Origin of the sequence: Streptococcus koreensis (assembly GCF_003627135.1) — a bacterium.
Taxonomy (GTDB): domain Bacteria; phylum Bacillota; class Bacilli; order Lactobacillales; family Streptococcaceae; genus Streptococcus; species Streptococcus ilei.
Genome location: NZ_CP032620.1, coordinates 1,170,808 through 1,197,199, shown reverse-complemented (window position 1 = coordinate 1,197,199; position 26,392 = coordinate 1,170,808). Strand labels below are relative to the sequence as shown.

At 42.8% G+C, this 26,392-nt stretch carries 21 protein-coding genes, 1 tRNA gene and 1 pseudogene; 2 read left to right on the top strand and 21 right to left on the bottom strand.

Going from position 1 to position 26,392, the window contains the following annotated elements:
* Positions 1 to 13 precede the first annotated feature (13 nt).
* The 6 genes from D7D50_RS06055 to D7D50_RS06030 all read right to left on the bottom strand — a co-directional run bounded on the left by D7D50_RS06055 (position 14) and on the right by D7D50_RS06030 (position 5,551).
* Positions 14 to 412 (bottom strand): diacylglycerol kinase family protein, encoded by a 399-nt coding sequence (locus tag D7D50_RS06055; RefSeq protein ID WP_120701733.1) that lies wholly within the window; start codon positions 410 to 412, stop codon positions 14 to 16.
* Positions 393 to 890, bottom strand: coding sequence for an rRNA maturation RNase YbeY (gene ybeY / locus D7D50_RS06050; RefSeq protein ID WP_117744522.1), 498 nt, complete (start codon positions 888 to 890; stop codon positions 393 to 395). The genes D7D50_RS06055 and ybeY overlap by 20 nt, the downstream gene beginning before the upstream one ends.
* Positions 891 to 992: 102 nt before the next feature.
* Entirely contained in the window at positions 993 to 2,729 is a 1,737-nt protein-coding gene (tetB(46), locus tag D7D50_RS06045; RefSeq protein ID WP_120701732.1) for a tetracycline efflux ABC transporter Tet(46) subunit B, read from the bottom strand.
* A gap of 1 nt (position 2,730) precedes the next feature.
* Positions 2,731 to 4,455, bottom strand: coding sequence for a tetracycline efflux ABC transporter Tet(46) subunit A (tetA(46), locus tag D7D50_RS06040; protein ID WP_120701731.1), 1,725 nt, complete (start codon positions 4,453 to 4,455; stop codon positions 2,731 to 2,733).
* A 403-nt stretch (positions 4,456 to 4,858) separates the two neighbouring features.
* Positions 4,859 to 4,931: transfer RNA gene (locus D7D50_RS06035), tRNA-Thr, on the bottom strand.
* A 50-nt stretch (positions 4,932 to 4,981) separates the two neighbouring features.
* The gene (locus D7D50_RS06030; RefSeq protein ID WP_120701730.1) at positions 4,982 to 5,551 is read right to left on the bottom strand and encodes a GNAT family N-acetyltransferase; all 570 of its coding nucleotides are present in this window, start codon (positions 5,549 to 5,551) and stop codon (positions 4,982 to 4,984) included.
* Positions 5,552 to 5,759: 208 nt separating this feature from the next.
* Here D7D50_RS06030 and ald point away from each other — a divergent pair, with 208 nt between their 5' ends.
* On the top strand, positions 5,760 to 6,872 hold the full coding sequence (gene ald / locus D7D50_RS06025) for an alanine dehydrogenase (protein WP_023023983.1): 1,113 nt from the start codon (positions 5,760 to 5,762) through the stop codon (positions 6,870 to 6,872).
* A gap of 43 nt (positions 6,873 to 6,915) precedes the next feature.
* On the opposite strand, the gene D7D50_RS06020 is transcribed toward ald, so the two are convergent.
* The 8 genes from D7D50_RS06020 to rplK all read right to left on the bottom strand — a co-directional run bounded on the left by D7D50_RS06020 (position 6,916) and on the right by rplK (position 17,018).
* Positions 6,916 to 7,920, bottom strand: coding sequence for a PhoH family protein (locus D7D50_RS06020; RefSeq protein ID WP_174705353.1), 1,005 nt, complete (start codon positions 7,918 to 7,920; stop codon positions 6,916 to 6,918).
* 91 nt (positions 7,921 to 8,011) lie between these two features.
* Positions 8,012 to 8,227 carry a YozE family protein gene (locus D7D50_RS06015; RefSeq protein WP_120701728.1) on the bottom strand — a complete coding sequence of 72 codons (216 nt, stop codon included), beginning with the start codon at positions 8,225 to 8,227 and terminating at the stop codon, positions 8,012 to 8,014.
* Between the two features lie 10 nt (positions 8,228 to 8,237).
* Positions 8,238 to 9,092: an RNA-binding virulence regulatory protein CvfB gene (gene cvfB, locus D7D50_RS06010; protein WP_023023990.1), complete on the bottom strand. Its 855-nt coding sequence runs from the start codon at positions 9,090 to 9,092 to the stop codon at positions 8,238 to 8,240.
* Positions 9,093 to 9,198: 106 nt separating this feature from the next.
* Positions 9,199 to 9,756, bottom strand: a complete 558-nt coding sequence (gene frr / locus D7D50_RS06005; protein ID WP_120701727.1) for a ribosome recycling factor — start codon at positions 9,754 to 9,756, stop codon at positions 9,199 to 9,201.
* 18 nt (positions 9,757 to 9,774) lie between these two features.
* On the bottom strand, positions 9,775 to 10,506 hold the full coding sequence (gene pyrH, locus D7D50_RS06000; RefSeq protein ID WP_006595852.1) for a UMP kinase: 732 nt from the start codon (positions 10,504 to 10,506) through the stop codon (positions 9,775 to 9,777).
* A gap of 452 nt (positions 10,507 to 10,958) precedes the next feature.
* On the bottom strand, positions 10,959 to 15,650 hold the full coding sequence (locus D7D50_RS05995; protein ID WP_120701726.1) for an accessory Sec-dependent serine-rich glycoprotein adhesin: 4,692 nt from the start codon (positions 15,648 to 15,650) through the stop codon (positions 10,959 to 10,961).
* Positions 15,651 to 15,805: 155 nt separating this feature from the next.
* Positions 15,806 to 16,495, bottom strand: coding sequence for a 50S ribosomal protein L1 (rplA, locus tag D7D50_RS05990; protein ID WP_006595851.1), 690 nt, complete (start codon positions 16,493 to 16,495; stop codon positions 15,806 to 15,808).
* A 97-nt stretch (positions 16,496 to 16,592) separates the two neighbouring features.
* A complete protein-coding gene (rplK, locus tag D7D50_RS05985; RefSeq protein ID WP_006595850.1) occupies positions 16,593 to 17,018 on the bottom strand; it encodes a 50S ribosomal protein L11 in 426 nt (141 codons plus the stop codon).
* Positions 17,019 to 17,178: 160 nt separating this feature from the next.
* Here rplK and D7D50_RS05980 point away from each other — a divergent pair, with 160 nt between their 5' ends.
* Positions 17,179 to 17,523 carry a DUF3397 family protein gene (locus D7D50_RS05980; RefSeq protein WP_048789572.1) on the top strand — a complete coding sequence of 115 codons (345 nt, stop codon included), beginning with the start codon at positions 17,179 to 17,181 and terminating at the stop codon, positions 17,521 to 17,523.
* A gap of 61 nt (positions 17,524 to 17,584) precedes the next feature.
* On the opposite strand, the gene D7D50_RS05975 is transcribed toward D7D50_RS05980, so the two are convergent.
* The 7 genes and pseudogenes from D7D50_RS05975 to D7D50_RS05945 form a co-directional block, all read right to left on the bottom strand.
* Positions 17,585 to 19,930 (bottom strand): HAD-IC family P-type ATPase, encoded by a 2,346-nt coding sequence (locus D7D50_RS05975; RefSeq protein ID WP_120701725.1) that lies wholly within the window; start codon positions 19,928 to 19,930, stop codon positions 17,585 to 17,587.
* A gap of 84 nt (positions 19,931 to 20,014) precedes the next feature.
* A complete protein-coding gene (gene gloA2, locus D7D50_RS05970; protein WP_120701724.1) occupies positions 20,015 to 20,401 on the bottom strand; it encodes an SMU1112c/YaeR family gloxylase I-like metalloprotein in 387 nt (128 codons plus the stop codon).
* Between the two features lie 100 nt (positions 20,402 to 20,501).
* Positions 20,502 to 22,853, bottom strand: a complete 2,352-nt coding sequence (locus D7D50_RS05965; protein ID WP_120701723.1) for a DNA translocase FtsK — start codon at positions 22,851 to 22,853, stop codon at positions 20,502 to 20,504.
* A 110-nt stretch (positions 22,854 to 22,963) separates the two neighbouring features.
* Positions 22,964 to 23,158 (bottom strand): annotated as a pseudogene (locus D7D50_RS05960) (hypothetical protein); the annotation flags it as partial.
* A 205-nt stretch (positions 23,159 to 23,363) separates the two neighbouring features.
* Positions 23,364 to 24,149: an ABC transporter permease gene (locus tag D7D50_RS05955; protein ID WP_023024009.1), complete on the bottom strand. Its 786-nt coding sequence runs from the start codon at positions 24,147 to 24,149 to the stop codon at positions 23,364 to 23,366.
* 1 nt (position 24,150) lies between these two features.
* Positions 24,151 to 24,969 (bottom strand): ABC transporter permease, encoded by an 819-nt coding sequence (locus D7D50_RS05950; RefSeq protein WP_023027121.1) that lies wholly within the window; start codon positions 24,967 to 24,969, stop codon positions 24,151 to 24,153.
* A gap of 1 nt (position 24,970) precedes the next feature.
* A complete protein-coding gene (locus D7D50_RS05945; protein WP_120701722.1) occupies positions 24,971 to 25,963 on the bottom strand; it encodes an ABC transporter ATP-binding protein in 993 nt (330 codons plus the stop codon).
* Positions 25,964 to 26,392: the final 429 nt, after the last annotated feature.

The window sequence follows — 26,392 nt, the reverse complement described above, 5'->3', positions numbered from 1 at the left end:
GGAAATCTCCCCCTTATCCAAATACTAGAGCCCATAATTTGGGCACAAATATCATGAGACCCGTCACCAAGGCAAAGCCTGAAATAACGAGAACTGCTCCTGCCGCCATATCCTTGGCATTTTTGGCCAGCATGGAGAAATGGTAATCACTCGCCAAATCCACTACATTTTCAAGAGCAGAATTCATGATTTCAAAGGCAATCACCAAAGAAACACTTAGGAGTAGAAAGAGCCACTCTGTTGCTGAAATGCCAAAAAGAAAGCCGGCAACAATCGCTAAGAAAGCTGAAAGAGCATGCTTGCGCATATTTCTTTCTTCTTTAAAGGCTGTGAAAATCCCTGTTAAAGCAAATTCAAGACTGGCAATCAGTTCTCGATTTTTCCATTTTCGTTTATTGTCTTGTGAGTCCATAGGCTGTCAAAATCTCTTCCTGTAAGCCAAACATTTCCTTCTCTTCTTCCGGAGTGTAGTGATCATAACCGTTGATATGAAGGAAGCCATGCACTGCTAAAAAGCCCATCTCGCGCTCAAAGCTATGGCCATACTCAGCCGCCTGCTCACGCGCCTTGTCTACAGAAATAAAGAGTTCTCCAATATAGGTATCAAACTCTGCCATCATTTCTGCTAATTCTGGATGGTCTTCTAAATCTTCTTCTGAAAAAGCAATGTCCATCTCTGGTTTGTATTCCAGACTAATCACATCCGTTGGGCGATCCGTATCACGGTATTCCAAGTTCAATTCATGGCTGCGTTCGTTGGTTACAAAGGTCACTGCCATTTCCTTATCTTCTTTGCCCAATTTTTTTGCAGCAAATTCTAAAATTTCCTGGGTTTGTTTGATCATTTCTTGAGAGACTTGACCGGTCTCATCAACCATTTCAATATACATCTTGGATCACCTCACTATCATTTCAATTATAGCATAAAAATAGCGTATATACTAGAATACACGCTACTTTTACTATTTGAAGATTGACATTCATAGCCACCCTTATTCAACTGTTTGTTGGATGGCATGCATCTGGGCATAGATGCCACCATGGGCAATCAAGTCTGCATGTTGGCCCCGTTCGACAATGCGCCCTTCTGATAGAACCAAGATCTGATCCGCATCTTGAATAGTCGATAAGCGGTGGGCAATGATAAAGGTCGTCCGGCCTTTCTGTAAGACTGCCATAGCCTTCTGAATGATCTCCTCTGTCTCCGTATCGATGTGGGAGGTCGCTTCGTCCAGAATCAGAATTTGCGGATTCATATAGAGCGTCCGCGCAAAGGAAATCAACTGGCGCTCGCCACTTGAAAAGGCAGATCCTTTTTCTACGACTGGATGGTCGATTCCCTTTTCAAGGCGCTCTACAAAAGGCCAAGCCCCGACTTTTTTCAGCGCATCTTTGATCGCATCCCGGTCAATATGATCCTGACTCATGGCCACATTACTGGCAATGGTTCCTGTAAATAGATAAGGATCTTGCAGAACAATGCCCATGTGGCTTCGCAGGCTCTCACGAGAGACTTGGCGAATATCTTGCCCATCGATCAAAATCGCTCCATCTTGAGGATCATAGAAACGATAGAGCAGGTTCATAATGGAAGACTTACCTGACCCAGTATGGCCCACAAGGGCGATGGTTTCCCCAGGGCTCGCCTGAAAGGCAATATCCTGTAAAACTGGCTTGCCTTCTTCATAAGCAAATTGAACATCATCAAACACGACTTGAGCCTTTTCTATCTTCAGCTCCAATACACCATCGGCCTCTAAGGGTTGATCCAAGAAGGCAAGGACACGACTCCCCGTCTCTAGTGATCGCCGAATATTCGGAAATTGACGACTAAGGGCAGCCATTAGTTCAAAGAGGTTCATGACATAGTTGATATTGATAAACAAGAAACCAGCCGTCACACCAATATTCCCTTTTAAGTAAGACATGCCAGCGATGGTCAAAATACCTGCAATGACCAAATACTTGAGCAATTCCGTCAAGGTCCAAGAAGCGATTGAATCAGCTAAAAGGATCCGGTCATTAGCCCATAGCATCTTCTGGGTAGTGGCTTCAAACTCCTCGATAACATGGGGCTCTTGCCCGTAGAGTTGGATCATGCTGGCACCATGCAAGAGTTCATTGACCTGGGTATTGACCTCGCTTCTCGCATCAAAGAAATCCTTCATTGGCTGGTCCGTCATGACCTTGTAGAGATACTGGATCCCGTAGAAAATCGGAAAGACCAAACACAAGAGAAGGCCCATCATAGGGCTCAGGTAAAAGAGAATCCCTAGAACAAAGAGAAAACGTACTAAAAAGATAATCAACACCATACAGGAGTTATAAAACTGAGTCCGCAAGGTTTCCGTATCATTGACAATTCTTGTCGCGATCTTTCCAGCCGGCTTATCATCAAAATAAGAAATCGGTAGACCTTGCATGACTTGAAAGGCTTGGTCTCTTAGGTTAGCCGTCACTTGATTGCTTCCGTGTAGCAAGATCCGATTCCCTAGGTAGCTAATCAGCTGTCCAATGCTTAAGACCAAGAGATAAAAACCTCCCATCTGGAGTAGCTGACCTTGCTCTCCACTATGGGTCAGTGCGGTCAAAGGCCCATCAATCATCTTTTGAAGAATGAATGGAGACAACTCAGAAAAGATGGTCGCTAATAAGAGACAAATAAAGCCAACAAGAAAGACTGTAGGATAAAGCGTGATCCTAGATAATAATCGTTTCAATACTTTCATCTTATTCTCCTTCCTGTTTTTGTTGCCGTTGGTATTGTTCGTAGTACCAACCCTCTTGAGCCAGCAGATCACTAGCTCTGCCTTCTTCGACAATCTGTCCTTGATCCAAAACAATGATCCAATCCGCCTGATGGACAGCAGACAAGCGATGAGAAACAATGATGGTCGTCTTGCCTTTCCGCTCTGTTTGAATGCTGTCAATAATGGCCTGTTCGGTCTTGGCATCCACTGCAGAAAGGGAATCATCTAACAACAAGAGATCTGCATCCCTTAAAAAGGCACGCGCCAGAGAGATCCGTTGTTTTTGACCTCCTGATACAGAGACCCCTTTTTCACCGATCATGGTGTCCATTCCCTGAGACATCCGCTCGAGATCATCCGCAAAAGCAGCTTGGGCTACCGCTTCCACTAAATCCTCTTCACTAGCACCATTTTTACCCAGAGCAATATTGTCACGAATGGATTTCGAGAATAAAATATGTTCTTGGGAAACATAGCCAATTTTATCTTCAATGGAGCGCCGGTTGTAGGCAACGATCGGTTGCTGGTTGACCAAGAATTCTCCCTCACCAACTGGGTACTGCCGCAAGAATTGTCGAACCAGACTAGTCTTTCCTGATCCGGTACGACCAACAATCCCTACTGTTTGGCCTTTCTGAACGGTCCAATCAATGCCTGACAGGCTCTCTCGTTCAGCACCAGGATAGCAGAAGGAATAATCCTTAAACTCTACCGAATCAATTTGTTCCAAGAAATGCGGACCATCTGGCTCTAAATCATCTGTTTCATCAATCACTTCTTTTAACTTCTTAAAGGACATTTGCCCTGTCTGATAGACCAAGATAAAATCTGATAGCATCCACATAGGCTCAACCAAGAAGACCAAATACAGTTGCAAGGCCAAGAGTTTTCCTAAGCTCAATTGCCCACTAGCTAAGGATTGACCTCCAAATACCAAGAGTAAGACAGTCGAAACTCCAATAAACAAAAGGGCTAAAGGGCCAAAAGAATATTGAATAGAGGCGATCTTATCTCCTGTTTTAGCAAGACTAGCTGTTTTTGTTTGGAACTGTTTGACCTGCTGGTCCCGTCTACTATAGGCACGCATGACCCGAATCCCTTCGATAGACTCCAAGACCTCATCGTTTAACTGCGCGACTGCTTCCCTGTTTTGCTCAATGTAGTCCTCCTGCTTTTTACTCAAAAAATAGGTGGATACGACAAGAAATATCATGGGGATAAAACAAATCAAAGTCAATTGCCAAGAAAGGAAAAACATGGCCAATATAATAAAGGTAAATAAACCGCCACCATAAAGGATGATCATCATTCCGTAACCAGCCATATCGGCCATGCCATCGACATCTGTCGTAAAGCGCGTCAAGAGATCTCCTGAGCGGAATTTCTCAAAAAAGGGACGCCGCATGGCTACTAGCTTACGAAATGCTTGCTCCTGAAGGGTTGACTTAAAATGAATGGACGACTGAAAAAGGCGCAACTGCCAATAAAAAGCCGTCAGGTAATTGAGGATGGCTGATCCTACCAAGAGGACCATATCCCATACAAAGTTGGATTGCGTCAGCGTCTGCTGACTCAAATGATCCACTAAACGCTGAATAACTTGCGTCGGGATCAATAAGGTATAATCATAAAGAATCAGGACCACAGCAATGCTAATATAGCGCCACTTGCGCTCTCTGATATACTCCCAAATAGCTCTTATCATCTACTCTCCTTTTCAAAATGGCACAGAAAAAACCCAAGTAGGAGCTGAGTACGTGCTCAGTCCACACTTGGGCCTTCTGATGCCTATCACCAATTCAGTTAAGGCAGGCAAAAATGCATACAAAAAACCCAAGACAGACTCCTCCATCTTGGGTTTCATTCATTTTTTAAATCGAACTCAACTGAGATTGGAGAAGTGGTGTATTCAATTGTGTCATCAAAACATCTACTTTGTTCATGACGGTTTTCTCCTTTCTCTTTGTTGCTATAACTTTACCACGTATTTCTATGCTTGTCAACGTTTTTTTGAATATTGTTGAAAAAGAGTCTGCAAATAGACTCCCAGTTAGAAGATAAAGACAAAAAAGAAGCCTAGATCCTCTCTAAGCTTCTCTCTTCTACTATGCTAGTTGCCGGGATTGAACCGGCGACCTCATCCTTACCATGGATGCGCTCTACCGACTGAGCTAAACCAGCAGTACCTATCTACTATATCATGGAGATAGGCCTTTTGTCAATATCCTGACTCATTTTTCTGCCAAATATTCTTCCTTCGCGAGGACATAATGGACTCTCGTCACCATTCGCCCTTTTTCATGCGGGTCTAGCATCGCATAAGCTTCTTCGTGGGAAAATTGCATCCCTGCTTTGGCCATCACCCGTCCAGAAGCTGGGTTTTCCTTATCATGAACGGCAATGAGCTTGTTCATCCCTAACTGTTCAAAAGCTAGGGCAATCACTGTCTTGGTAGCTTCTGTCGCAAGACCTTGGTTCCAATAGTCTTTATTCAGAACATAGCCGATACTCCCCTTCTTCAGAGAAAGATCCAAATCCAGTAAATCAATCGTCCCGATAAATTTTCCATTTTCTTTGAGCTCGATCCCCCATCTTCCAAGTGGGCTAGCTAGGTAAAAGAGGGCAATGTTATTCCGCGTCTCTTCAAGACTTTGATTGGTTGTAAAAGTATAGCGCGTAACAGTCTCATCAGAAGCGTACTCAAACATAGCCGGTGCATCTTCAAGAGTGACCGGACGCAAACGTAAACGCTCTGTCTCCATTTCACGATAAGCTGCTAACTTCACATATAAATTTTCCATTAGACACTCCTTCTTTAGGGATTAGTTTAGCAGAAAACATAAAGGAAGGCAATCTAAAATTTTTTCTTGATTTTTGACTAGCTTTTATATAAAATAAAATCATTCGATTAAAAAATTGGGATGAGGAGTAAAAAGGTCATTGAGTTAGGAGAGCAATCTCACACCAATGGCCTTTTTACACCTATATTCAAGCAAGGAGAAGAAAACAATGTTAATTGGTATTCCAAAAGAAATAAAAAACAACGAAAATCGGGTCGGTTTGACACCAGCTGGCGTACACAGCTTGGTGGGCAAGGGCCATCAAGTTTTGGTGGAAACCAACGCTGGACTTGGTTCTGGCTTTGCGGATGAAGATTACACAAAACAAGGGGCAACTATCGTTGCCACTGCTGCAGAGGCTTGGGCAGCTGAATTGGTCGTCAAAGTAAAGGAACCCCTCGCTGAAGAATACGGCTTCCTTCGTGAAGACCTCTTGCTCTTCACCTACTTGCACATGGCTGCCGCTCCTGAATTAGCAGATGCCATGGTCGCTGCTAAGACAACTGGGGTAGCTTACGAAACAGTGCGAGACCTTGAAGGACAATTACCACTCTTGGTCCCAATGAGTGAGGTTGCTGGACGGATGGCCGTGCAAATCGGCGCTCACTTCCTCACCAAACAAGAAGGAGGATCAGGTGTTCTCTTAGGTGGTGTACCAGGTGTTCCTAAAGGAAAAGTCACCATTATCGGAGGTGGGGTCGTTGGAACCCATGCAGCTCGTATCGCTCTTGGACTCGGTGCCCAAGTCACCATCTTGGATATCAGCGCCAAACGTTTGTCTGTTCTAGAAGATGTCTTCGGTCACCAAATCCAAACCCTCATGTCCAATCCATTTAATATTGAAGCCAGTGTCCGTGATGCTGATGTTGTCATCGGAGCTGTCTTGATTCCTGGTGCAAAAGCTCCAAAATTAGTGACGGACGATATGGTCAAACAAATGCGTCCAGGTTCTGTGATCGTCGACGTTGCAGTTGACCAAGGTGGGGTTATTGAGACAGCAGACCGTGTGACTACTCATACGGAGCCTGTTTACGAAAAACATGGCGTGCTCCACTATGCCGTTGCCAATATTCCAGGTGCTGTCGCTCGCACGTCTACCATCGCTCTTACCAACGTAACCCTTCCTTATGTGGAAGCTTTAGCTGACAAAGGCTTCCATAAGGCTATCGCCCTTGATGAAGGCTTACGCCAAGGGGTTACTACTTATCAAGGCCACATCACTAGCCAACCAGTTGCAGAAGGCCTAGAGCGCGACTTCACACCAATCGACGAATTAGTATAATTTCTGACATTTAAAAGGCAAAGATCATAAGATCTTTGCCTTTTTATTCTACTTCTTCTTCCACATCCAGGTTTTCTTTGAGCACTGGATTTGGATTTGGGATGGGCTCATAAGCCCGGATAATCTCTGCTACTACAGGATGACGCACGACATCCTTGGCAGAGAAATGTACAAAGTCAATTTGAGAAATGTTCTTCAACTTCTTCTGGGCATCAATCAAGCCGGATTTGACATTTCGAGGAAGGTCGATCTGGCTGGTATCCCCATTAACAATCATCTTGGAGTTAAAACCAAGACGGGTCAAGAACATCTTCATCTGCATGATAGTGGTATTTTGCGCTTCATCGAGAATGACAAAGGCATCGTCCAAGGTTCGACCCCGCATATAAGCTAAGGGCGCAATCTCGATAATCTCCCGCTCCATCATCCGAGTAGTCTGGTCTTTTCCTAAAATCTGGTAAAGAGCATCATAGACCGGTCGTAGATAAGGGTCTACTTTTTCCTTGAGATCCCCCGGAAGGAAACCAAGGCTCTCTCCTGCTTCTACAGCTGGGCGAGTCAAAATAATGCGCTTGACTTGACCACGCTTGAGGGCGGTCACGGCCAAGGTCACCGCTAGAAAGGTTTTCCCAGTCCCCGCTGGTCCGATCCCAAAAGTGACATCATGGTGCTTGACGCTATCGACATAGATCTTTTGACCCAGCGTTTTAACCCGAATGGGCTTGCCATAACTATCCTTAATAATCTCTTCTTCATATAGAGCGATGAACTTATCCAGCTCATTATTGCGGACCATTTGAATAGCCGTCACCACATCCGGCGTCCCGATGGTCATACCACGGTTGACAAGAACCAAGAGGGCTTGGATAACCTGACGGACCTGCTCGCAGCTTCCTCCCTCTCCAATGATCTGAACAATTTCTGTCCGGGCATGAATAGTCACTCCAAATTCTTGCTCCATCAAACGCAAGTGACGTTCATTGGATCCAAATAGATGGAAGAGATCATCTGGATGACTTAATTGAATATCAATTGAATGTTCTTTCAAATAAAGAACCTCTCTATCTCTGTAAGTTTTCTCTATTATAACAAAGAGACCGAGAATTGACCATCCCCGGCCCATTTTGATTTTCTTGTGCTTAATGACCTAGGTATTCTTCCCAAATCGCGTCAAAATCTCCTAGATTAAAGGAGAAACTGGCGTGCTCTTCCAGAAAGCGACTGACCTCATCAAAATCATCTGTATGTTTTGGAAAGGCAGACTCGTGAAAAGCTAGATCTGCTAGAATGGCCTTGGGAGCATTGCTTTTGGGATTGCGCTCTGTCATCAGCCAAGTATAAAATGATTTTCGCATAGAACTCCCTTTATTTTAATTCGGTACCAAAGGCATCCTGTGTAATTTTCCCTGCTTTCATCAAGCCTCCCAGAGCTTTTTTGAACTGCCCCTTGGAAATGCCAAAGATTGCCTTAATTTCTTCTGGGGAAGACTTATCATTCAAGGTCATAAAGCCTCCATTGCTTTCTAAATATGCCAAAATCATCTGTGCATCATTTTCCAGCATTTCAAACGAGCGTGGCTTTAGTGACAAGTTTAAGGTACGATCCACTTCTCGGAAACCGATGACTCGGGCATCTAGGACTTGACCCAAACGAGGTTCGGCATAGCGCTCACTTGGATGGATAAAGCCCAGCATATTGTTCTCAGGTAAGTAAACAAAGGTCCCTGAAAGCTTTAAGCGATAGACGATAGCCGGCCAGTTTTGGTTCTGCATGTTATTGTAGGCTGGACGGGCAATCCGTTGGAAGTCTTCTTGGTAAGCCAAGACACCCCAGATCCGGTCTTTTTTATCGACTTCCAGACGAACAAAGAGTTTATCACCTTTTTTCGGCCACAGATCCTTGATTTCTGGCAGGATATCAAGAGAGACGACGATCTCCTTGTCTGGTAAGCCCGTATCGACAAAAACACCCAGGTCCTTACGAACTTCTGTCACTGTCCCCCAGCCAAATTGGTCCTGACGTGCTGTGACTTCTAGAGTGGTCAAACGCAAACGTTGCTTCATATCGGTATAGGCAAAGCCTTTGACGGATTCTCCAAGAGCATGCTCTCCTTCAGCCTTATCCAAGGCATAGGTCTGCCCATCCTTTTGGACAAAGTAAAAGCGGTCATTCTCATCCGTAACAAGGCCCACGATATCATGTGCGAGATTGGTATTCATTTCTTCCTTCTTTCTGGCTAATGATAATCAATAGCCCTTTAATGGAAATAAAACCCAGCCAGCAGTGCCAACTGAGTTCATTTCCTCTGTAAACTGCTGGAAATGTTTAGACTTCAAGCAATTCTTTTTCTTTGTGTGCTGTCATTTCATCGATATGTTTCACAGCATCATCCGTTACTTTTTGGATTTCTTTTTCGAGACCCTTTAATTCATCTTCAGTGATTTCTTTAGCTTTTTCTTGCTTCTTGGCTTCATCCATCGCATCACGGCGGATGTTACGGATCGCTATTTTAGCATTTTCACCAACTTTTTTCACTTCTTTAGCCAAGTCACGACGTGTTTCTTCTGTCAAAGCTGGGATGACCAAGCGGATAACAGAACCATCGTTGGCTGGAGTAATACCGAGGTCAGAAGCATTCAAGGCGTGCTCGATATCTTTTAATGAAGACTTGTCAAAAGGTGTGATCAACATCACACGAGCTTCTGGAATCGTGATCGATGCGATTTGATTCAATGGAGTATCAACTCCGTAATATTGAACATAAATACGATCCAAGAGACTTGCATTTGCACGGCCTGCACGGATACTTCCAAATTCACGTCCCAAACTTTGGTGAGACTGAGTCATTCTTTCTTTAGCTTTTTCTACGATTGGATTTGCCATTTTATTCCTCTAACTTCCTTATTTTTCTACATTATTAGAAACGGTAGTACCGATATTTTCTCCAAAGACAACGCGTTTGATGTTCCCTGGCTCATTCATGTTGAAAACGACTAAGTCAATATCATTGTCCATTGAGATGGTCGATGCTGTCGAATCCATGATACGAAGGCCTTTATTGATGACATCACGGTGAGTTAATTCTTCAAACTTCACAGCTGTCTTGTCTTTCTTTGGATCAGCATTATAAACGCCGTCAACACCATTCTTAGCCATCAAGATTGCGTCTGCTTCAATTTCAGCGGCACGAAGAGCAGCCGTTGTATCCGTTGAGAAGTATGGAGAACCAATGCCTGCACCAAAGATAACAATACGCTCTTTTTCCAAGTGACGAAGGGCGCGACCACGGATATAAGGCTCAGCGACTTGTTGCATGGCAATCGCTGTTTGGACACGCGTATCTACTCCAACCTGTTGAAGAGAATCCGCCATCACCAAGGCATTCATAACTGTTCCAAGCATTCCAGTGTAATCTGCTTGAACGCGATCCATACCTGCTTCCGCCGCAGGTTCTCCACGCCAGAGATTTCCTCCACCGATAACGAGAGCAATTTCAATTCCAAGGTCATGAACTTCTTTGATTTCAAGGGCCATCTTTTGAACCGTTTTGATATCAATTCCGACACCCCGTTCACCGGCTAACGCTTCACCTGATAACTTAATTAAAATACGTTTATACTTAGGTTCTACCATTTTGTCACTCCTTTTATGATCTGTATTATTTTACCACAAAAAGCGTTTTTTATATAGTGATATCTATCAAAAAAATTTTATCTTGTCGTCTTAAAATCGATTATTTTACCTCATACTTTTCTATTGACCATTTCTGAGTGTGCCAGCTCGTATGGATAGGTGATTCCCCCAAAAGTAGAACTTCCTTTCAACATTCCAAATTAATGAAGTTGTATGACTTTCTTACCTATCAAAAAGAGCCTCTTGAGAGAAACAGGATGTATCTTTCAACCTGTTCAGGACTGGAGGCTCTTATTATAAAAATCTCATTGATGATAAGGATCGTAGTTGACTAGGCGAAAAAAGGGGATGCATCATCCCCTTTTTCTAGGTTTTAAAACCAATTCTAGTCTTCAAGTAGACCTTGCTATTTAGAATGAAGCAAAATCAATCATTCACCAAAGGAAGAGGAACTATTTTTCGTCTTCTTTTTTTCGACGACCAAATGCTACGATTCCTACAAGTCCTGCAACTAGTCCGAGTACAGTTGATCCTACAGATGTAGTTTCACCAGTATTTGGAAGTTGTTCTTTAGCTGGTGTTGGGTCCACCGGTTTACCTGGTGTTGGATTCACTGGTTTACCTGGTGTTGGATCCACCGGTTTACCTGGTGTTGGGTCCACTGGTTTACCTGGTGTTGGATTCACTGGTTTACCTGGTGTTGGGTCCACTGGTTTACCTGGTGTTGGGTCCACTGGTTTACCTGGTGTTGGGTCCACTGGTTTATCTGGTGTTGGATTCACTGGTTTATCTGGTGTTGGTTCTACAGGCTTGTCTGGAGTTGGTTCTACAGGTTTGTCTGGAGTTGGCTCTACAGGCTTATCTGGAGTTGGCTCTACAGGCTTATCTGGAGTTGGCTCTACAGGCTTATCTGGAGTTGGCTCTACAGGCTTATCTGGAGTTGGCTCTACTGGTTTGTCTGGAGTTGGCTCTACTGGTTTGTCTGGAGTTGGTTCTACAGGTTTGTCTGGAGTTGGCTCTACAGGCTTATCTGGAGTTGGCTCTACTGGTTTGTCTGGAGTTGGCTCTACTGGTTTGTCTGGAGTTGGTTCTACAGGTTTGTCTGGAGTTGGTTCTACAGGTTTGTCTGGAGTTGGCTCTACAGGCTTGTCTGGAGTTGGCTCTACAGGCTTGTCTGGAGTTGGTTCTACAGGTTTGTCTGGAGTTGGCTCTACTGGTTTGTCTGGAGTTTCCTTCAGTTTGTAAACATAAGTGACATTCTTATCGCCTTCAATCACTTTACCAGTTGTTGGGTCTGTTGACTTCAAGTGACCATCTTTATCAACTTCACCAACTGTGTAGTTACCAGCTGGTACCAATTCGTAAGTCTTACCTTCGAATTCAATCTCTTGTGGACGGTTGTCTACCACTGTGTCATAGTCTTTATCCACTGGTTGAGCTTTTTCGTCCGTCACATCTGACTTGATAGTCTTACCTTCTGTATCTACATAGTGTACGTAGACGTTACCCTTAGGCTCAGCTGGGGTTTCCTTCACTTCTTTATAAACGTAAGTGATAGTTGATTTAGGTTTGTCAACTTTACCTTTAATTGGATCAGATGATTCCAAGTGTCCATCTTCGTCAACTTTACCTACTGGATAGTCACCTTTCGGTACGATCTTGTAGGTCTTACCATCTGGTGTCTTGATAGTATTCGGTTTTTCACCTTCCTCAGTGGTGTTATATGGTGTGTCATATGGTGAGTTTGGTGTATCTTGACGAGGTTTTTGAATTTCTTTACCTTTTTCGTCTACGTAAGTGATGATAACTTCACCTTGTTTAGGTTTTGTTGGATCTTCTTTCAATTTGTAGACGTAAGTGACATTCTTATCGCCTTCGATCACTTTACCTTTTGTTGGGTCTGTTGACTTGAGGTGACCTTGGTCATCCACTTCACCAACTGTGTAGTTACCAGCTGGTACCAATTCGTAAGTCTTGCCTTCGAATTCAATCTCTTGTGGACGGTTGTCTACCACTGTATCGTAGTCCTTATCCACCGGTTGAGCTTCTTCATCGATCACATCTGACTTGATGGTCTTGCCTTCTGTATCAACGTAGTGTACATAGACATTACCCTTCACTTCTTTATAGACGTAAGTGATGGTTGATTTTGGTTTGTCAACTTTACCTTTAACTGGATCAGATGATTCCAAGTGTCCATCTTCGTCAACTTTACCTACTGGGTAATCACCTTTCGGTACGATCTTATAGGTCTTACCATCTGGTGTCTTGATAGTATTTGGTTTCTCACCTTCCTCAGTGGTGTTATATGGTGTGTCGTATGGAGAATTTGGTGTATCTTGACGAGGTTTTTCAATTTCCTTACCATTTTCGTCTACGTATGTGATGATGACTTCACCCTTCTTAGGCTCAGCTGGCTCTTCTTTAAGCTTGTAGATATATGTAACATTCTGATCTTTTTCAGCTACTTTACCAGTTGTTGGATCTGATGATGTAAGGTGTCCTTTGTCATCAACTTCACCTACTGTGTAGTTACCCGCTGGAACCAATTCATAAGTCTTACCGTCTTTTTCGATTTCTTTTGGACGGTTGTCTACTACTGTATCGTAATCTTTATCGATTGGTTGTTCATCTTCATCTTTTACTGAATCTTTGATAGTATTACCTTCAGTATCTTTATAGTGAACATAAACATTACCCTTAGGTTCTTCTTTCAATTTGTAGATGTAGGTGACATTCTGATCATCCTTAGCAACTTCTCCAGTTGTAGGATCAGAAGACTTGAGGTGTCCTTGGTCATCTACTTCACCAACTGTGTAGTTACCTGCTGGTACCAATTCATAGGTCTTGCCAGCTTTTTCTATTGTTTGTGGGCGGTTGTCTTCAACTGTGTCATAGTGTTTATTGATTGGTTGTTCATCTTCATCTTTTACTGAATCTTTGATAGTATTACCTTCAGTATCTTTATAGTGAACGAAGACATTTCCTTTAACATCAGACTTGACAAAGTAGTAGTTCACATCAGTTGATGGTTTAATCGCAGTTGGAATTGAGTAGTTGTTTGAGAATGATGAATAACCCTTCAAATCAGAGTATACTTTTCCGTTTGGAGCTGTAGGATCATCCGCTACAGATCCTTCTGCTTGAATCACTGGAACTTTACCAGCAATGACGTTGTAACTGTTATTACCAGCTCCGGCAGGTGTCAATGAAGGATTTGGGGCACCTTTGAATGGACGTGGATAAGTGTGTAGAGTTCCGTCCATTTGTTTATAAGTATCTGTCTCAGTAGAAGACGACCAACCAGTAATAATGAGTGATTTGCTTCCAGCAGTTTCGTTGACTTCAAGATAGTAATCACCATTTTTACTGTTTACTTTTGTAACTTTTGTCTCGTCAGCCTTCCACTCTTCACCAGCCTTATTAACTTTACTTGTGTAGATGAGTGTGTACTTAGATACATCTTCAGTACCAATATCTGATGTAGCAAAATTGTTCACTTGAGATGGATCAAGGGCGTAGAATTTCGTTACAGTTGAGCCATCAGTATCAACGATTTCAGAAATACGTTTCACGTAGTAGTGATTTGCTCCACCTTGAAGTTCGACAAGTTTTTGACCGACAACACCCTTACCAAGGATACCAGATGTTTTTTGAGTGGTATCAGTTGTTGCTGCTACTTGTTTGTAACCAGGGATTTCACGATTTCCTGAAGCTGTGAATTGTTGACCAGCAAGACCTTTTTGAGTATAGCTTGCAAGATCTGTTTCACTTCCAGTTGGTTTGTATGGTTGACCTTCTGTGTACTTGCTGCTATCAACTTCTTTATAATGAGTTGTTTGATCAACTGTTGCATAAGGGACCGAAGTTTGAACGTTTGGTTTGTCTTCGCCTTCGTTACCTGGGAAGTTGGTATCGCGGATTTGAAGTGTTTCATACTCAAGGTTCGCGTTGACCAATGAGAGGGTTACGTTACCTGGATCAGTTCCGTTAGCACCTGTGTAAGTCAAAGTATTGGTTACATCAGAGTTATTGTTTGTGATGTAACTTGGAAGAGAGATATTGCTTTCACCAGCATGAATAGTACGAGTGTAAGCTTCTGTACCATCAGATTTCTTCACGATACGCAAGTAAACATCTGGGTTAGCTGAAAGGCTACCAGTGATGGCAGAACGATCTACTGCAAGAGTAGCATAATAATCAAAGTTTGTTTTAGCTCCAGTAGCGTGGTTCGTTTTAAGGAATTGCCATACACCAAAGGTATAACGATCTGCGTTTGGATCCAAAGCATAACCTGCTTTGTTGAAGGCTGCATCTTCAATCGTTGCACCGTTAGGATCTGTAATGACTGGATTTGTAGTTCCATTAGTGCTTGTTGAGATTGGTGCCAATTGTGCTGAAACTGCTGGTGCGCCATTAACAGTTGTATTCCCATTGAAACCTGCATCCTTCAAGGTTGCCATCATATCATCTACTGACTTGTTCAAGCGTTCTCGTTGTTCAGCATATGATTGTGGTTTTACTTCAGAATTGCTCGAAGCTTCTTTTGTTGGCAATTCAGCTTGAACTTTTGCAACAGCCTCTTTGATAGCAGCTTTCTGCTCTTCATTTTGATGGGTTGAAGCATATTTTTCTGCTATTTGATTCAATAAAGCTGCTTCAGAAGCATTTTGTTCCAAAATCGCTTTATCATCCGATGCTACAGCACTTTCGACCACTTGGGATGAGCTTGCTACTGAAGGTTTTGTTTCTGTAGCAGTTTCATTTTGAGGGGCTGAGACTTCTTTAGAGCCTTCTTCAGTTAATGGAGTAGCTTCACTTGAAACGGATGGAGCACTCACTGCCGTAGAGGAAGAAACGACTTCGTTTCCTACTTCATCCGCAAACGTAGTATTTGCAACTGTAGTAGCACTTAAAACAGCCGCTGCTACTACGATCCCTTTTAAGAAGTGATGGCTCTTAGTAGAAACAGCATCTTCACGCACCTCAGCTACAACTGTCTCTTCGACTTGACCACGAATCACTTTGAGCAAACCAAAGTTTGAAGTGGCCGCACGCAACCAGTTCTTACCTGACTTGATCAATTTGAAACGAGTCACTCGATCAGTTTCACGGAATTCTCCGTTTGAACGTTTAAAAATCATTTGATTCTCCTTTTTTTTGTTTTTCAACTATATTATACCTTTTTTCTGTACTTATGCAAGCGTTTTAATATTCATCGAATTTATCATCAAGGTAGAACTTTCTAAATCATTCAAATAAAGAAAAAAAGCTACCCGAAGGTAGCTTTGATTTCTAATTAAAGTGAGTTAACATCCACTTTGATACCAGGACCTTGAGTAGTAGTCAAAGTCAAGCTAGTTACGTAAGTACCTTTAGCTGTAGCTGGTTTTGCTTTTTGGATAACATCGTTGAAAGCTTTGAAGTTTTCAACCAATTTGTCAGCGTCAAATGACACTTTACCGATAATCGCTTGTACGATACCTGCACGGTCAGCACGGTAAGTGATTTTACCACCTTTAGACTCTTCAACTGCTTTAGCAACATCCATTGTTACAGTACCAGTTTTAGGGTTTGGCATCAAGTTACGTGGTCCAAGGACACGTCCAAGACGTCCAACAAGAGCCATCATGTCAGGTGTAGCGATAACAACGTCGAAGTCCAACCAACCATCGTTGATTTTCGCAACAAGGTCATCTTCACCTACGAAGTCTGCACCAGCAGCTTTTGCTTCTTCAGCTTTTGCACCACGTGCAAATACAAGAACGCGAGCAGTTTTACCAGTTCCGTTTGGCAATACCATTGCACCACGGATTTGTTGGTCAGCTTTTTTCACGTCGATGTTCAAGTTGTAAGCAACTTCTACAGTTGCGTCAAATTTTGCAAAGTTAGTTTCTTTTGCAAGAGCTACAGCTTCTTCTACGCTGTATGCTTTTGTGCTGTCGATTTTTTCAAGTGCAGCACGAAGTTGTTTGCTTTTTTTAGCCATTTTATCTTTCTCCTTGTAATGTGGTCATATCGATTTTCATCTCCCACGTCACTCGTCTCATGATCAAGTGTATTGCGGGCAAATAGGATTGTTACAATTAGTCAGTAACAGTGAATCCCATAGAACGAGCAGTACCTTCGATCATACGCATTGCAGACTCAATGTTTGCAGCGTTCAAATCTGGCATCTTAGTTTCAGCAATTTCTTGTACTTGCGCACGAGTAACTGTTGCAACTTTCGTTTTGTTAGGTGTACCTGATCCTTTTTCAACACCTGCAGCTTTTTTCAAAAGAACAGCAGCTGGTGGTGTTTTTGTAACGAAATCAAATGATTTATCTTCATAAACAGTGATCACAACTGGGATAATCATTCCAGCTTGGTCAGCTGTACGAGCGTTAAACTCTTTAGTGAATCCCATGATGTTGATACCTGCTTGACCAAGTGCTGGTCCAACCGGTGGAGCTGGAGTAGCTTTACCAGCAGGGATTTGCAATTTTACAAGTTTTTCGACTTTTTTAGCCATTTCTTAAATCCTCCTTTGTGGTTTTGGCGGTAATTACAGATTTTTACCTCCCACAAGTATGCTCTGCGCATACCTTTCTATTATACACTATTTTCTTCCGAATGCAAGAAAAAATTTCATTTCCATCACACTTTTTTTACTTTTGTGATAAAATGGAGGTATGTTAATAAAAGTTGCTTCCCTTGTATTTATTTTTTTGACCCTGATTCTCAGTGGGATTATTATTCGAGTCTTTAAACTACGTCGATATGGTTGGAATTTTGCCGATCTGGCTTTTCCTCTGTTCGCGCTTGAATACTATTTAATTTCAGATGCGGCTTACTATCATAATTTGTTGCCGCAATTGTTATTGGCCTTGTCCCTCTTAGCTATCGGCTTGACTATCTATTTCTTGAAAAAGAAACGTAGCTTTTACTATCCGAAATTTTTCAAGTACTTTTGGCGCGCAGGCTTTCTCATTACCTTCTTCCTTTACCTCATTATGACGATTAGCCTCTTTATCTGATTTTAATAATAAAATAACGGTATTAACTAGATCCAAGATGATTTAGCTAATACCGTTTTTTTTATTTGTTTCTGGACTTATGCAGATGGGTCACCAAGGTATAGACAAGACGATTCATCACCCATAAGACTCCTTCCATGACCAGTCCTAGGACAAGAGTCAAAATCCAGCCAGTCAGATGAAGGTGGCTGAGATTAAAAATGGAAGAAAATACAAAGACCGACAGACAAAATCCTGTTACATTAAGAAGAATAATGCCCAATTTTACATGATTGAAGGGAAGGCTGAGTTGGTATACTTTTGTAAAGCCAATCAAAGCCAGCAGGTAAATCGAGATGGTCGAAATATCTCCCTGACTTAATCCAAGGAAAGGACCCAGGACCACAAGAAAAAGGACCGATATGAGATTGGTCAAGGCAGCTGGAAGAGCTTGCTCTATCACGGTTTCAATAAAGTCTCCTTCTATCCGGGATCGATTCTTCTCCAGGGCTAGTAAGAAACCGGGGATTCCGATGGTAAATCCACTGATCAAGGACATTTGAGAAGCTTGAATGGGATATGTGAAAGCAAAGAGAATGGCCAAAATAGCCAATAATATTGAAAAGATATTCTTAACCAAAAAGAGACTAGCCGAACGTTGAATATTGTTGACCACTCGGCGGCCTTCATCTACAATCGAAGGCATGTGGGAGAAGTCTGAATCTAAAAGCACAACCTGAGCTACCTTTTTGGTCGCATCATGCCCCGTATTCATGGCAATACTACAATCAGCTTTTTTCATAGCAAGGATATCATTGACCCCATCTCCTGTCATTCCGACCTTATGACCATCTGCCTGCAAGCTCTCTACGAGGATTTGTTTTTGCTCTGGACTAACCCGTCCAAAGACTGTGTAGGTCCGTGCTGCATCTACTACCTCCTCATACGTCTTAAGCTGACTCGCATCTACCACTTGATCTGCATCAGGAATACCTGCTTTTTGAGCTACAGCGGCAACTGTCAAAGGATGATCCCCTGAAATAACCTTGATGGTCACCCCTTGTTTTTGGAAATAAGCGAAAGTTTCAGGGGCAGTCGATCGTACGGGATTCTCCAAGACCAAAGCTAGGAGGGGAAGGACTGGAGCTTCTAATACTTCCGTCAATTGCTCCCCCTGGTAATTCCCCAAAATAAGGACACGCGCCCCTCGTTCAATCTCTCGCTGCCAGACTTCTTGGTAAGCATCGAGATCATCTCGAAGCAAAATATCCGGTGCCCCTAGTAGGTAAATACCTTGTTGGAACTGAAGGCCCCCAAATTTCTTCTTAGATGAAAAAGGAAGACGGTCTTGAACGGTCCAAACTTCACTTGTTTGGACTGAGTGAAACTGCCGAATGGCCGTAATAGTATCATTCTGATCCTCACTTGCTTGGAGATAGTGACTTAATATTTCTCTGCCTTCTTTTTCATCTAGTGCCAAGGGGAGGAGCTCACTCACCTGCATCCTGTGTTCGGTAATGGTTCCCGTCTTGTCTAGACAAAGGACGTCGATACGAGATAGGGTTTCAATCCCCTTCATACTGTTGAGTAGGACCTTTTGAAGGGCTAAACGGGTTGCCCCAAGCACCAAGGCCAGAGTCATTAAGAGGTAGAGACCTTCTGGAATCATCCCAATGATGGCACCGACCATAGAGGTGATGCTAACTTTGAGGGTTTCGTGATTTCCTAGATAGCTCTGCAAGAACAACAGTAAGCCAATCGGGATGAGAATCATTCCGATCATTCGGACAAGACCGTCCACTGCATGAACCATTTCGGATTCTTCGTGTCCCTTGACTTTTTTTGCAGAGAGACTCAGCTGATTAATATAAGACGCATCGCCTACTTGTTCCAAGACCGCAACTGCCTGGCCTGAAATAACAAAACTTCCTGACATGAGTGTCTGATGCTCAGCTTTAGGGATTTCATCTGCTTCTCCTGTCAATTGAGACTCATCGACCATGATCGAGCCATCTAGAATCTTGGCATCCGCATAGATCTGATCCCCCGCTTGGAACAAGACGACATCTCCCTCTACCACCTGATGAACAGGAAGGTCTAACCGTTCTCCTTCACGAATCACTCGAGCTTTCTCCACTTGAAGGAGACGCATCTTATTCAAAATCCGACGGGACCGCAATTCTTGAACAATCCCGATCAAGGAGTTAACGACGACAATAGGAACAAATAACATATTGTTCCAAGACCGTACTAGTATCAATAAAATAGCTAAAATACCAAAGACTAGGTTGAAATAAGTGAAGACATTTGAATAAACAATCTCTCTCGTCGACTTTTCTGCCGTAATGGTTACTCGATTTTGTTTGCCTTCTCTAATTCGGCTTTGGACTTGCTCATTCGTTAGCCCGCTATAGCGCTTCTCTTCCATATTTTCTTCTTTCTTTTTTCTGTATCTAGTTTAGCAAAAAGAATGTCTTCTTGCTTCAGACTAGAGAACGAAGATTCTGTAGAGCTATTCATGAAGTTCAAGAGGCAAGCCATCTGGATCAAAGAAGAAAGCCATTTTGCGCCCATCAAAATCATCCACCCGTAGCTCTGTATGAGGGATTCCTAATTGATCAAACTCTGTTAGACAGGCTTGAACGTCTTCTACTCGAAAAGCCAGATGACGGAGACCGGTATGCTCTGGATAAGGGAGAAAGGGTCTCTTTGGAGCATCTGGTTTGATAAATATTTCCAAGGTCAGATTTCCCTTTCGAATATTAAAGAGAATATCCTGCTTTTCAGGCCGATGATGTTCGTCTAAAGGTTCAAAGCCTAATTTGTCGACATAAAATTCTCTGGTTTTGTCATAATCATGTCCAATAATGGCAATATGGTGAATAGTATCGAGCTGCATCTGCTCTCCTTTTCTTTTTTTCGTAAACAAAACCTGCCCCTTGTACAGGCAGGCTTTTGCTATTGTCAACTATCTCATTCCTTCTTCATTTAAAGAAAGATTAATTGGTCTGCAAGACCTTTCTTGGCTTGGTTCCTTCAGCTGGTCCGATGACACCTGCTGCTTCCAAGTCTTCCATGAGGCGAGTTGCCCGGTTAAAGCCGACCGATAAGCGACGTTGGATCATTGACGCACTGGCTTTTTGAGTTTCAATCACAAGAGCCTTAGCCTCTTCAAAGAGTGGATCACCCTCGTCAGAGCCGCCCATGCCTCCGTCAAAGTCCGACTCGGATACTTCGCCTGGATCAAAGGCATCATCATAATCCGCTTCTGCTTGTTCCTTGACAAAGTTCACAATCCGCTCGACATCGTCATCTGAGATAAAGGATCCTTGTAGACGAATCGGATGATTTTCATCGATCGGTTTAAAGAGCATGTCTCCACGACCGAGCAATTTCTCTGCCCCATTTTCATCCAAGATGGTCCGTGAGTCAGTCCCAGATGATACCGCAAAAGCGACACGGGAAGGCACATTGGCCTTGATCAAACCTGAAATAACATCAACCGATGGCCGTTGGGTCGCAAGGATCATGTGGATCCCTGCTGCACGCGCCTTCTGTCCAAGACGAATAATAGCATCTTCCACTTCTTTACTTGCAACCATCATCAAGTCTGCCAACTCGTCGACAATGACCACAATCAATGGGAGGGGTACTTGCTTCATCTCTGACTGGGTATTGTACTCAGCAACCTTGGCATTAAAACCAGCAATATTCCGAGCACCCACTTTCGAGAAGAGCTCATAGCGATTTTCCATCTCATCAACAACCTTTTGTAGGGCTCGACTGGCCTTGCGTGGGTTGGTCACAACTGGAATCAAGAGGTGAGGAATATCATTGTAAACAGAAAGTTCCACCATCTTTGGATCGACCATCATAAATTTGACTTCGTCCGGACGGGCCTTCATCAAAATACTCGAAATGATCCCATTGACCGCAACCGACTTACCAGATCCGGTCGAACCCGCGACCAAGAGATGGGGCATCCGGGCCAAATCAAAGGTCCGAGCTGAACCATCTACAGCCTTCCCAAGTGGAATCTCAAGGAGTTTAGCTGGGTCTGTCTTGGATTGCTCCCACAATTCACGGAAGGAAACTGTCGCAATCTCTGAGTTGGGAACTTCAATCCCGACCAGAGACTTCCCTGGAATCGGTGCTTCGATCCGCACATCCTTGGCTGCTAGGGCCAAGGCCAAATCATCTGCTAGGTTAGAGATGCGGTTGACCCGCACACCGACAGCAGGTTTGACTTCATATTTAGTGACAGATGGACCGATTTCCGCCCGCTCCACTGTCGCCTTGATGTTAAAGCTTGCAAAAGTTTCTTCCAGAATGCGGATATTCTGACGAACGATGTTTTTCTCTTTGGATTGATTTTTAGGCTTGTCAGGGGCGAAGAGATCAATGGTTGGAAGTTTGTACTGAAGGAGTTCCTTAGGCGTGAAATCCACAGTGACTTCTTCATCCATATCCTCCTCAGTAAGTTCTTCTATCTCCTCTGGATCGTCTTCTGGCCAGTCTTCCGAATAGCCTTCTTCTTCATTTGGTAGATAGATCTGAGGATAGGCCTCCTCAGCAGGCACTTCTGCTTCGATCTCAGGTTCAATAACCTCACCTGTCTCAAGATCTACAGGATAGCCTTCCGTGCTCATGGGACTAGCTTCTGCAAGTTGCTCGATGCGGGCAGCCTCCTCTGCTTCTGCTTGAAGAGCCTTCTTTTTTTCACGCTCGGCAAAGCGCTCCTGGCGACGAACTTCCCGTTTTTCCATAAAGGAGTGAAAAGCTGCGACAGCTTGCTCATACACGTCATAAACCGAATAAGAACTCATCAAGAGAAGCCCTAATAGGATCAAGAGTCCTCCGATAAAGTAAGTCCCAATGTTAGAGAGCAAGAAAGCAACCGGCGTGTACAAGATTGCACCAAGCAAACCTCCTCCCGCAAAAGAGGAGACACGAAGATGCACGAGGTCTCCTAAGATACGTGATAAGGTTGGTCCCACAGAAGAACCTTCCAGTTTCAAAAGGGAGACAAAGTAAGCTTGATACATGAGTAGTAAGCCTGCAAAAAGACTTAAAAAGCCCGACAAGGTTCCCTCATGCTTCTCAATCCATTTGAAAAAGAAGAGGTAGAAAATAACAGCCGTCATTGCCACATAAGCCAGACTACCTACCAAGAGCCGGATAAGGTTGTAAGTCACTATGCCTAAGGCTCCTAATCGTAAAAAGGCGAAAATGAAGACGAGAGTTAAGACAATCGTCAGGATCATTCGGCGAATTGCTTTTTTTCTTTCTATTTCTGCTTTGGACAGTCGTCTCGTCGACCGTGTTTTTTTTGATTGATTATTGTTTGCCATAACCTTTATTATACCACATTTCTAAACTAGTTCTCTAGTAAAATCCTTTTCTCTCCTGTGCAAAATAAACAAGAAAAACAGTACCTCTCAGGCACTGTTGATGATAGATTTTTCTTTGGATGACGGTCAATGATAGCTTGATAGTCTTTCAGCGCTTGCTTTCCTTTCTCCGTCAACTGATAGCCCCGAACCGTGAACTCTTGTGCTAGCTCTTCTTCTGTAAAGTGATCAGCCAAAGCTTGGTTCAAATCAGCTGCTTTCATCTTGGACAAGCCAGCGACCTCCTTCTTTTTGAGAATGGCTTTTTTCATGATACTCCCTCGTTTTCTATTTTGCTAGGAAGCTTCACCCCCTTTGACAATGACTACTATATCCGAAAAAAAGCCCAAACAATCAGTTTTGCTTATGCGGTAGACTCGACAAACTATGTGGTCAAAATGTTATTAACAAGAAATTTTCAGTGACATTAAAAAAAGCCAGTCCTGAGACAAGGCTTTGGTGTTCTATTATTTACGATCCAGCACTTTCATAGGCATCCAAGCCCCTGTCCCAGAGTTTGAGGGAAATGCTAAAGAAGGTAAGGGAAATCAACATCAAACCACCGATATTAAAGAACCCATTCTTGCCTTGCAAGAAATAGCTAGCAGGATAGTAAGCCGCAAAGGCAAATGGCACGATAAAACTGATCAACCAACGAAGGAGCGAATTGTAAATGGAAATAGGATACTTGGCAAAATCATTGAACATATAGAAAATGTAAATCATGGCGCCTGACTGCTTGGTCCAAAAAGCAATACTGGCTGTCGCGATTTTCAAGGAAGTATAAATCAAGGTCGCAAAAGGAATACAGACTAGAAAAAGTAGGAATTTTGGAAGAGTCCAAGTAATGCTTGATACTGTTGTTCCCAATAGAATGCAACCGACCAAGAGTTCGCCCAAGGCATCAATCTGAAAGGTCTCAACCAGAATATGGAAGAGAGGATTGATGGGGCGAGTCAGGTACTTGTCAAACTCTCCTTTTCGCACTAAACGTTGTCCCAGAGCCCAGAGATTGTCAAAAAAAAGATGGTCCAATCCCTTGGGAATCAAGGAAAAACCATAAATAAAGGCAATTTCTTGAAAGGTCCATCCTTCTAGCGATGGAATGTGTTGAAAGAGTACATTGAGAAACAAGAGGTTCAAGCCTTGAGTCAGGAAAACACCTAAAACACCAACCACAAAATCGACCTTGTACTCCATGATTTGCTTGATGTATTGTCTGATAAAAATCAGATGCATGCGTTGATATTTTTTCATATTAACCTCCCTGAATGGTGATAAATGACTGGACTCGTTTCCAAATCAACTGAGACAAGCCCACCATCACTAAGAGCCAGAAAAACTGCAAAACGAGTGCTTGAAAAATCTGACTAGCATCGTACTTTCCAACAATAATCATAACCGGAGTGTAAATCAAGGATGAAAAAGGCAAAAAGGACAGAATATCTGAAACGATTTTAGGAAAGAAGGTCAAGGGAATCAAACTCCCAGACATAAAGTCAATCAGAGAATTCTTAAGCAGATTAGAGCCCCATAAATTTTTAAACACAAAGGCTGAAAATCCAAAGCAGATATTAAAGAAAAAGTTGATCAGGTAGGCTAGGATTAAGCTAAAGAGATAAAGGATGGTTAATCCTAGCACTTCTACAACCCCTTGCCTAGATAAAATTTTCATCAATACGATGACACTTAAAAATGGCAGTCCAACAGAGATAAAAATCAACCACTTGGATCCGAGTTCCGTAAAGAGGTAAGAAGCTGCAAAATGCACTGGTCTCAACAAACGCATGATAATGGAACCATCCTTGACCTCCTCACCAATCATAAAGGAAGAATCCGACCTAGTCAGAAGATTAGTCAAAAAACTCATGATGATGTAGAGGGTGATATCTGCCATACTGAAACCCTGAATCAAAGACTCTTGCGAGGAATCAAAGACAGCCTTCCAGAGATAAAATTCCACAAAAGCACCCATGACATTGCCAATCCGATAAAGAAGAAAGTTGACTCGATAGGTAATCAACTCCTGAATCCCTGCATTGATAAAGGGTTTATAACGTCGCCACAATTTGACCATCTTAGAGCTCCTTTCGGTAGAAGCGACGGATAATATCCTCAATATCCGTATCCACCATCTTCAAATCGCGAATCTCAAAATCAGACAAGGTTTGCTTGATAATATCAGCTGACTGATAGCGGGAACTATCGTATTGAATGTTGAGGCTATTTCCTTGTCTATCAATGGTCATATCAGGCAAGCCTTCATAGTGAGAGACTAAATGACTTTGACCTGGCATCAGATCGAAGGAAAGAGTCTTCATCTTGCCGAAGGTTTCCTTGAGCTGACTCACCGTTCCATCAAAAATCTCTTGCCCCTTATCAATCATAAAAATCCGATCACAGAGTTGCTCAATATCACTCAGGTCGTGAGTGGTCAAGAGAATAGTGGTCTCTTCCTCCTGATTGATCTGGGTGATAGCCCGACGAATGTTATCCTTGACCGACACATCCAAACCAATAGTTGGCTCATCTAAAAAGAGAACCTTGGGATTGTGGAGCAAGGAAGCCGCAATATCCGCCCGCATCCGTTGACCCAATGAAAGAGTCCGCACAGGATCCTTAATAAATTCCTTCAAATCCAAGACTTCATTCAAAAAATCCATGCGCTTGTGAAAGAGCGAGTCTGGGACATCGTAAATCTCCTTCAAAACCGTGTAAGTCTCTTGCAGGGCCAAATCCCACCATAGCTGAGTTCGTTGTCCGAAGACTACTCCAATATCCTTGACATAATCCTGGCGATTATCCTGTGGAATCTTGCCATTAATCCGACAAAAACCAGATGTCGGTTTTAAAATCCCTGTCAGCATTTTAATGGTGGTCGACTTCCCAGCACCATTTGCCCCGATAAAACCTAGAATCTGCCCCTTGGGCACCTCTAAGGTCAAATCCTTGACCGCTTCAAAGGTCTGCTTTTCAGGATGAATAAAGGAACGCAACGCTCCCTTCAGCCCTGGTTCCTTGACTGTCTTCACAAAATTTTTCTGAAGATGTTCCACTTCTATCATTGCCATATCAATCTCCCTATCGTAAAAAATCAACAAATCGCGTTTTTTAAACACAAAAAGCCAATTTCTCATCTCCTAAAATCTGCCTTCTTTATCACAGCAGAAGGCCACAGTATGACTCTATTATAAAGCAATTAAAAAAGGAAACCAAGATTTTTTCTCGCAAAAGAGAAAATAGTTTTGATACTTGAAAAAACCAAAAAAGACAGACTCAGATTGAAGACAAAGCCCTTAGAACATAGCTTTCAAATTCAGATTTTTGAATAGATAAAAAGACAAACGCCAAAAATGATGTTTGTCTTCGTTCTGAACCCCCTCATAGTTAAATGATACGATAAATAATTAAGGGGAATATTTCTTTTCCAAAATTTTTAAATAGTGTGTTTTCTTAAATTGACAGGATAATGTTAACAGAACAAAGAAATACCTTTCCAT

What these genes read in the sequence shown, in the direction of transcription:
- pyrH (WP_006595852.1), bottom strand. Translation starts at nt 10,506, where the DNA reads ATGGTAGAACCTAAGTATAAACGTATTTTAATTAAGTTATCAGGTGAA.
- ald (WP_023023983.1), top strand. Translation starts at nt 5,760, where the DNA reads ATGTTAATTGGTATTCCAAAAGAAATAAAAAACAACGAAAATCGGGTC.
- rplA (WP_006595851.1), bottom strand. Translation starts at nt 16,495, where the DNA reads ATGGCTAAAAAAAGCAAACAACTTCGTGCTGCACTTGAAAAAATCGAC.
- D7D50_RS05975 (WP_120701725.1), bottom strand. Translation starts at nt 19,930, where the DNA reads ATGGAAGAGAAGCGCTATAGCGGGCTAACGAATGAGCAAGTCCAAAGC.
- D7D50_RS05995 (WP_120701726.1), bottom strand. Translation starts at nt 15,650, where the DNA reads ATGATTTTTAAACGTTCAAACGGAGAATTCCGTGAAACTGATCGAGTG.
- D7D50_RS06055 (WP_120701733.1), bottom strand. Translation starts at nt 412, where the DNA reads ATGGACTCACAAGACAATAAACGAAAATGGAAAAATCGAGAACTGATT.
- D7D50_RS06015 (WP_120701728.1), bottom strand. Translation starts at nt 8,227, where the DNA reads ATGCGAAAATCATTTTATACTTGGCTGATGACAGAGCGCAATCCCAAA.
- D7D50_RS05955 (WP_023024009.1), bottom strand. Translation starts at nt 24,149, where the DNA reads ATGAAAAAATATCAACGCATGCATCTGATTTTTATCAGACAATACATC.
- D7D50_RS05950 (WP_023027121.1), bottom strand. Translation starts at nt 24,969, where the DNA reads ATGGTCAAATTGTGGCGACGTTATAAACCCTTTATCAATGCAGGGATT.
- frr (WP_120701727.1), bottom strand. Translation starts at nt 9,756, where the DNA reads ATGGCAAATCCAATCGTAGAAAAAGCTAAAGAAAGAATGACTCAGTCT.
- D7D50_RS05965 (WP_120701723.1), bottom strand. Translation starts at nt 22,853, where the DNA reads ATGGCAAACAATAATCAATCAAAAAAAACACGGTCGACGAGACGACTG.
- D7D50_RS05945 (WP_120701722.1), bottom strand. Translation starts at nt 25,963, where the DNA reads ATGGCAATGATAGAAGTGGAACATCTTCAGAAAAATTTTGTGAAGACA.
- ybeY (WP_117744522.1), bottom strand. Translation starts at nt 890, where the DNA reads ATGTATATTGAAATGGTTGATGAGACCGGTCAAGTCTCTCAAGAAATG.
- cvfB (WP_023023990.1), bottom strand. Translation starts at nt 9,092, where the DNA reads ATGAATACCAATCTCGCACATGATATCGTGGGCCTTGTTACGGATGAG.
- rplK (WP_006595850.1), bottom strand. Translation starts at nt 17,018, where the DNA reads ATGGCTAAAAAAGTCGAAAAACTTGTAAAATTGCAAATCCCTGCTGGT.
- D7D50_RS06030 (WP_120701730.1), bottom strand. Translation starts at nt 5,551, where the DNA reads ATGGAAAATTTATATGTGAAGTTAGCAGCTTATCGTGAAATGGAGACA.
- gloA2 (WP_120701724.1), bottom strand. Translation starts at nt 20,401, where the DNA reads ATGCAGCTCGATACTATTCACCATATTGCCATTATTGGACATGATTAT.
- D7D50_RS05980 (WP_048789572.1), top strand. Translation starts at nt 17,179, where the DNA reads ATGTTAATAAAAGTTGCTTCCCTTGTATTTATTTTTTTGACCCTGATT.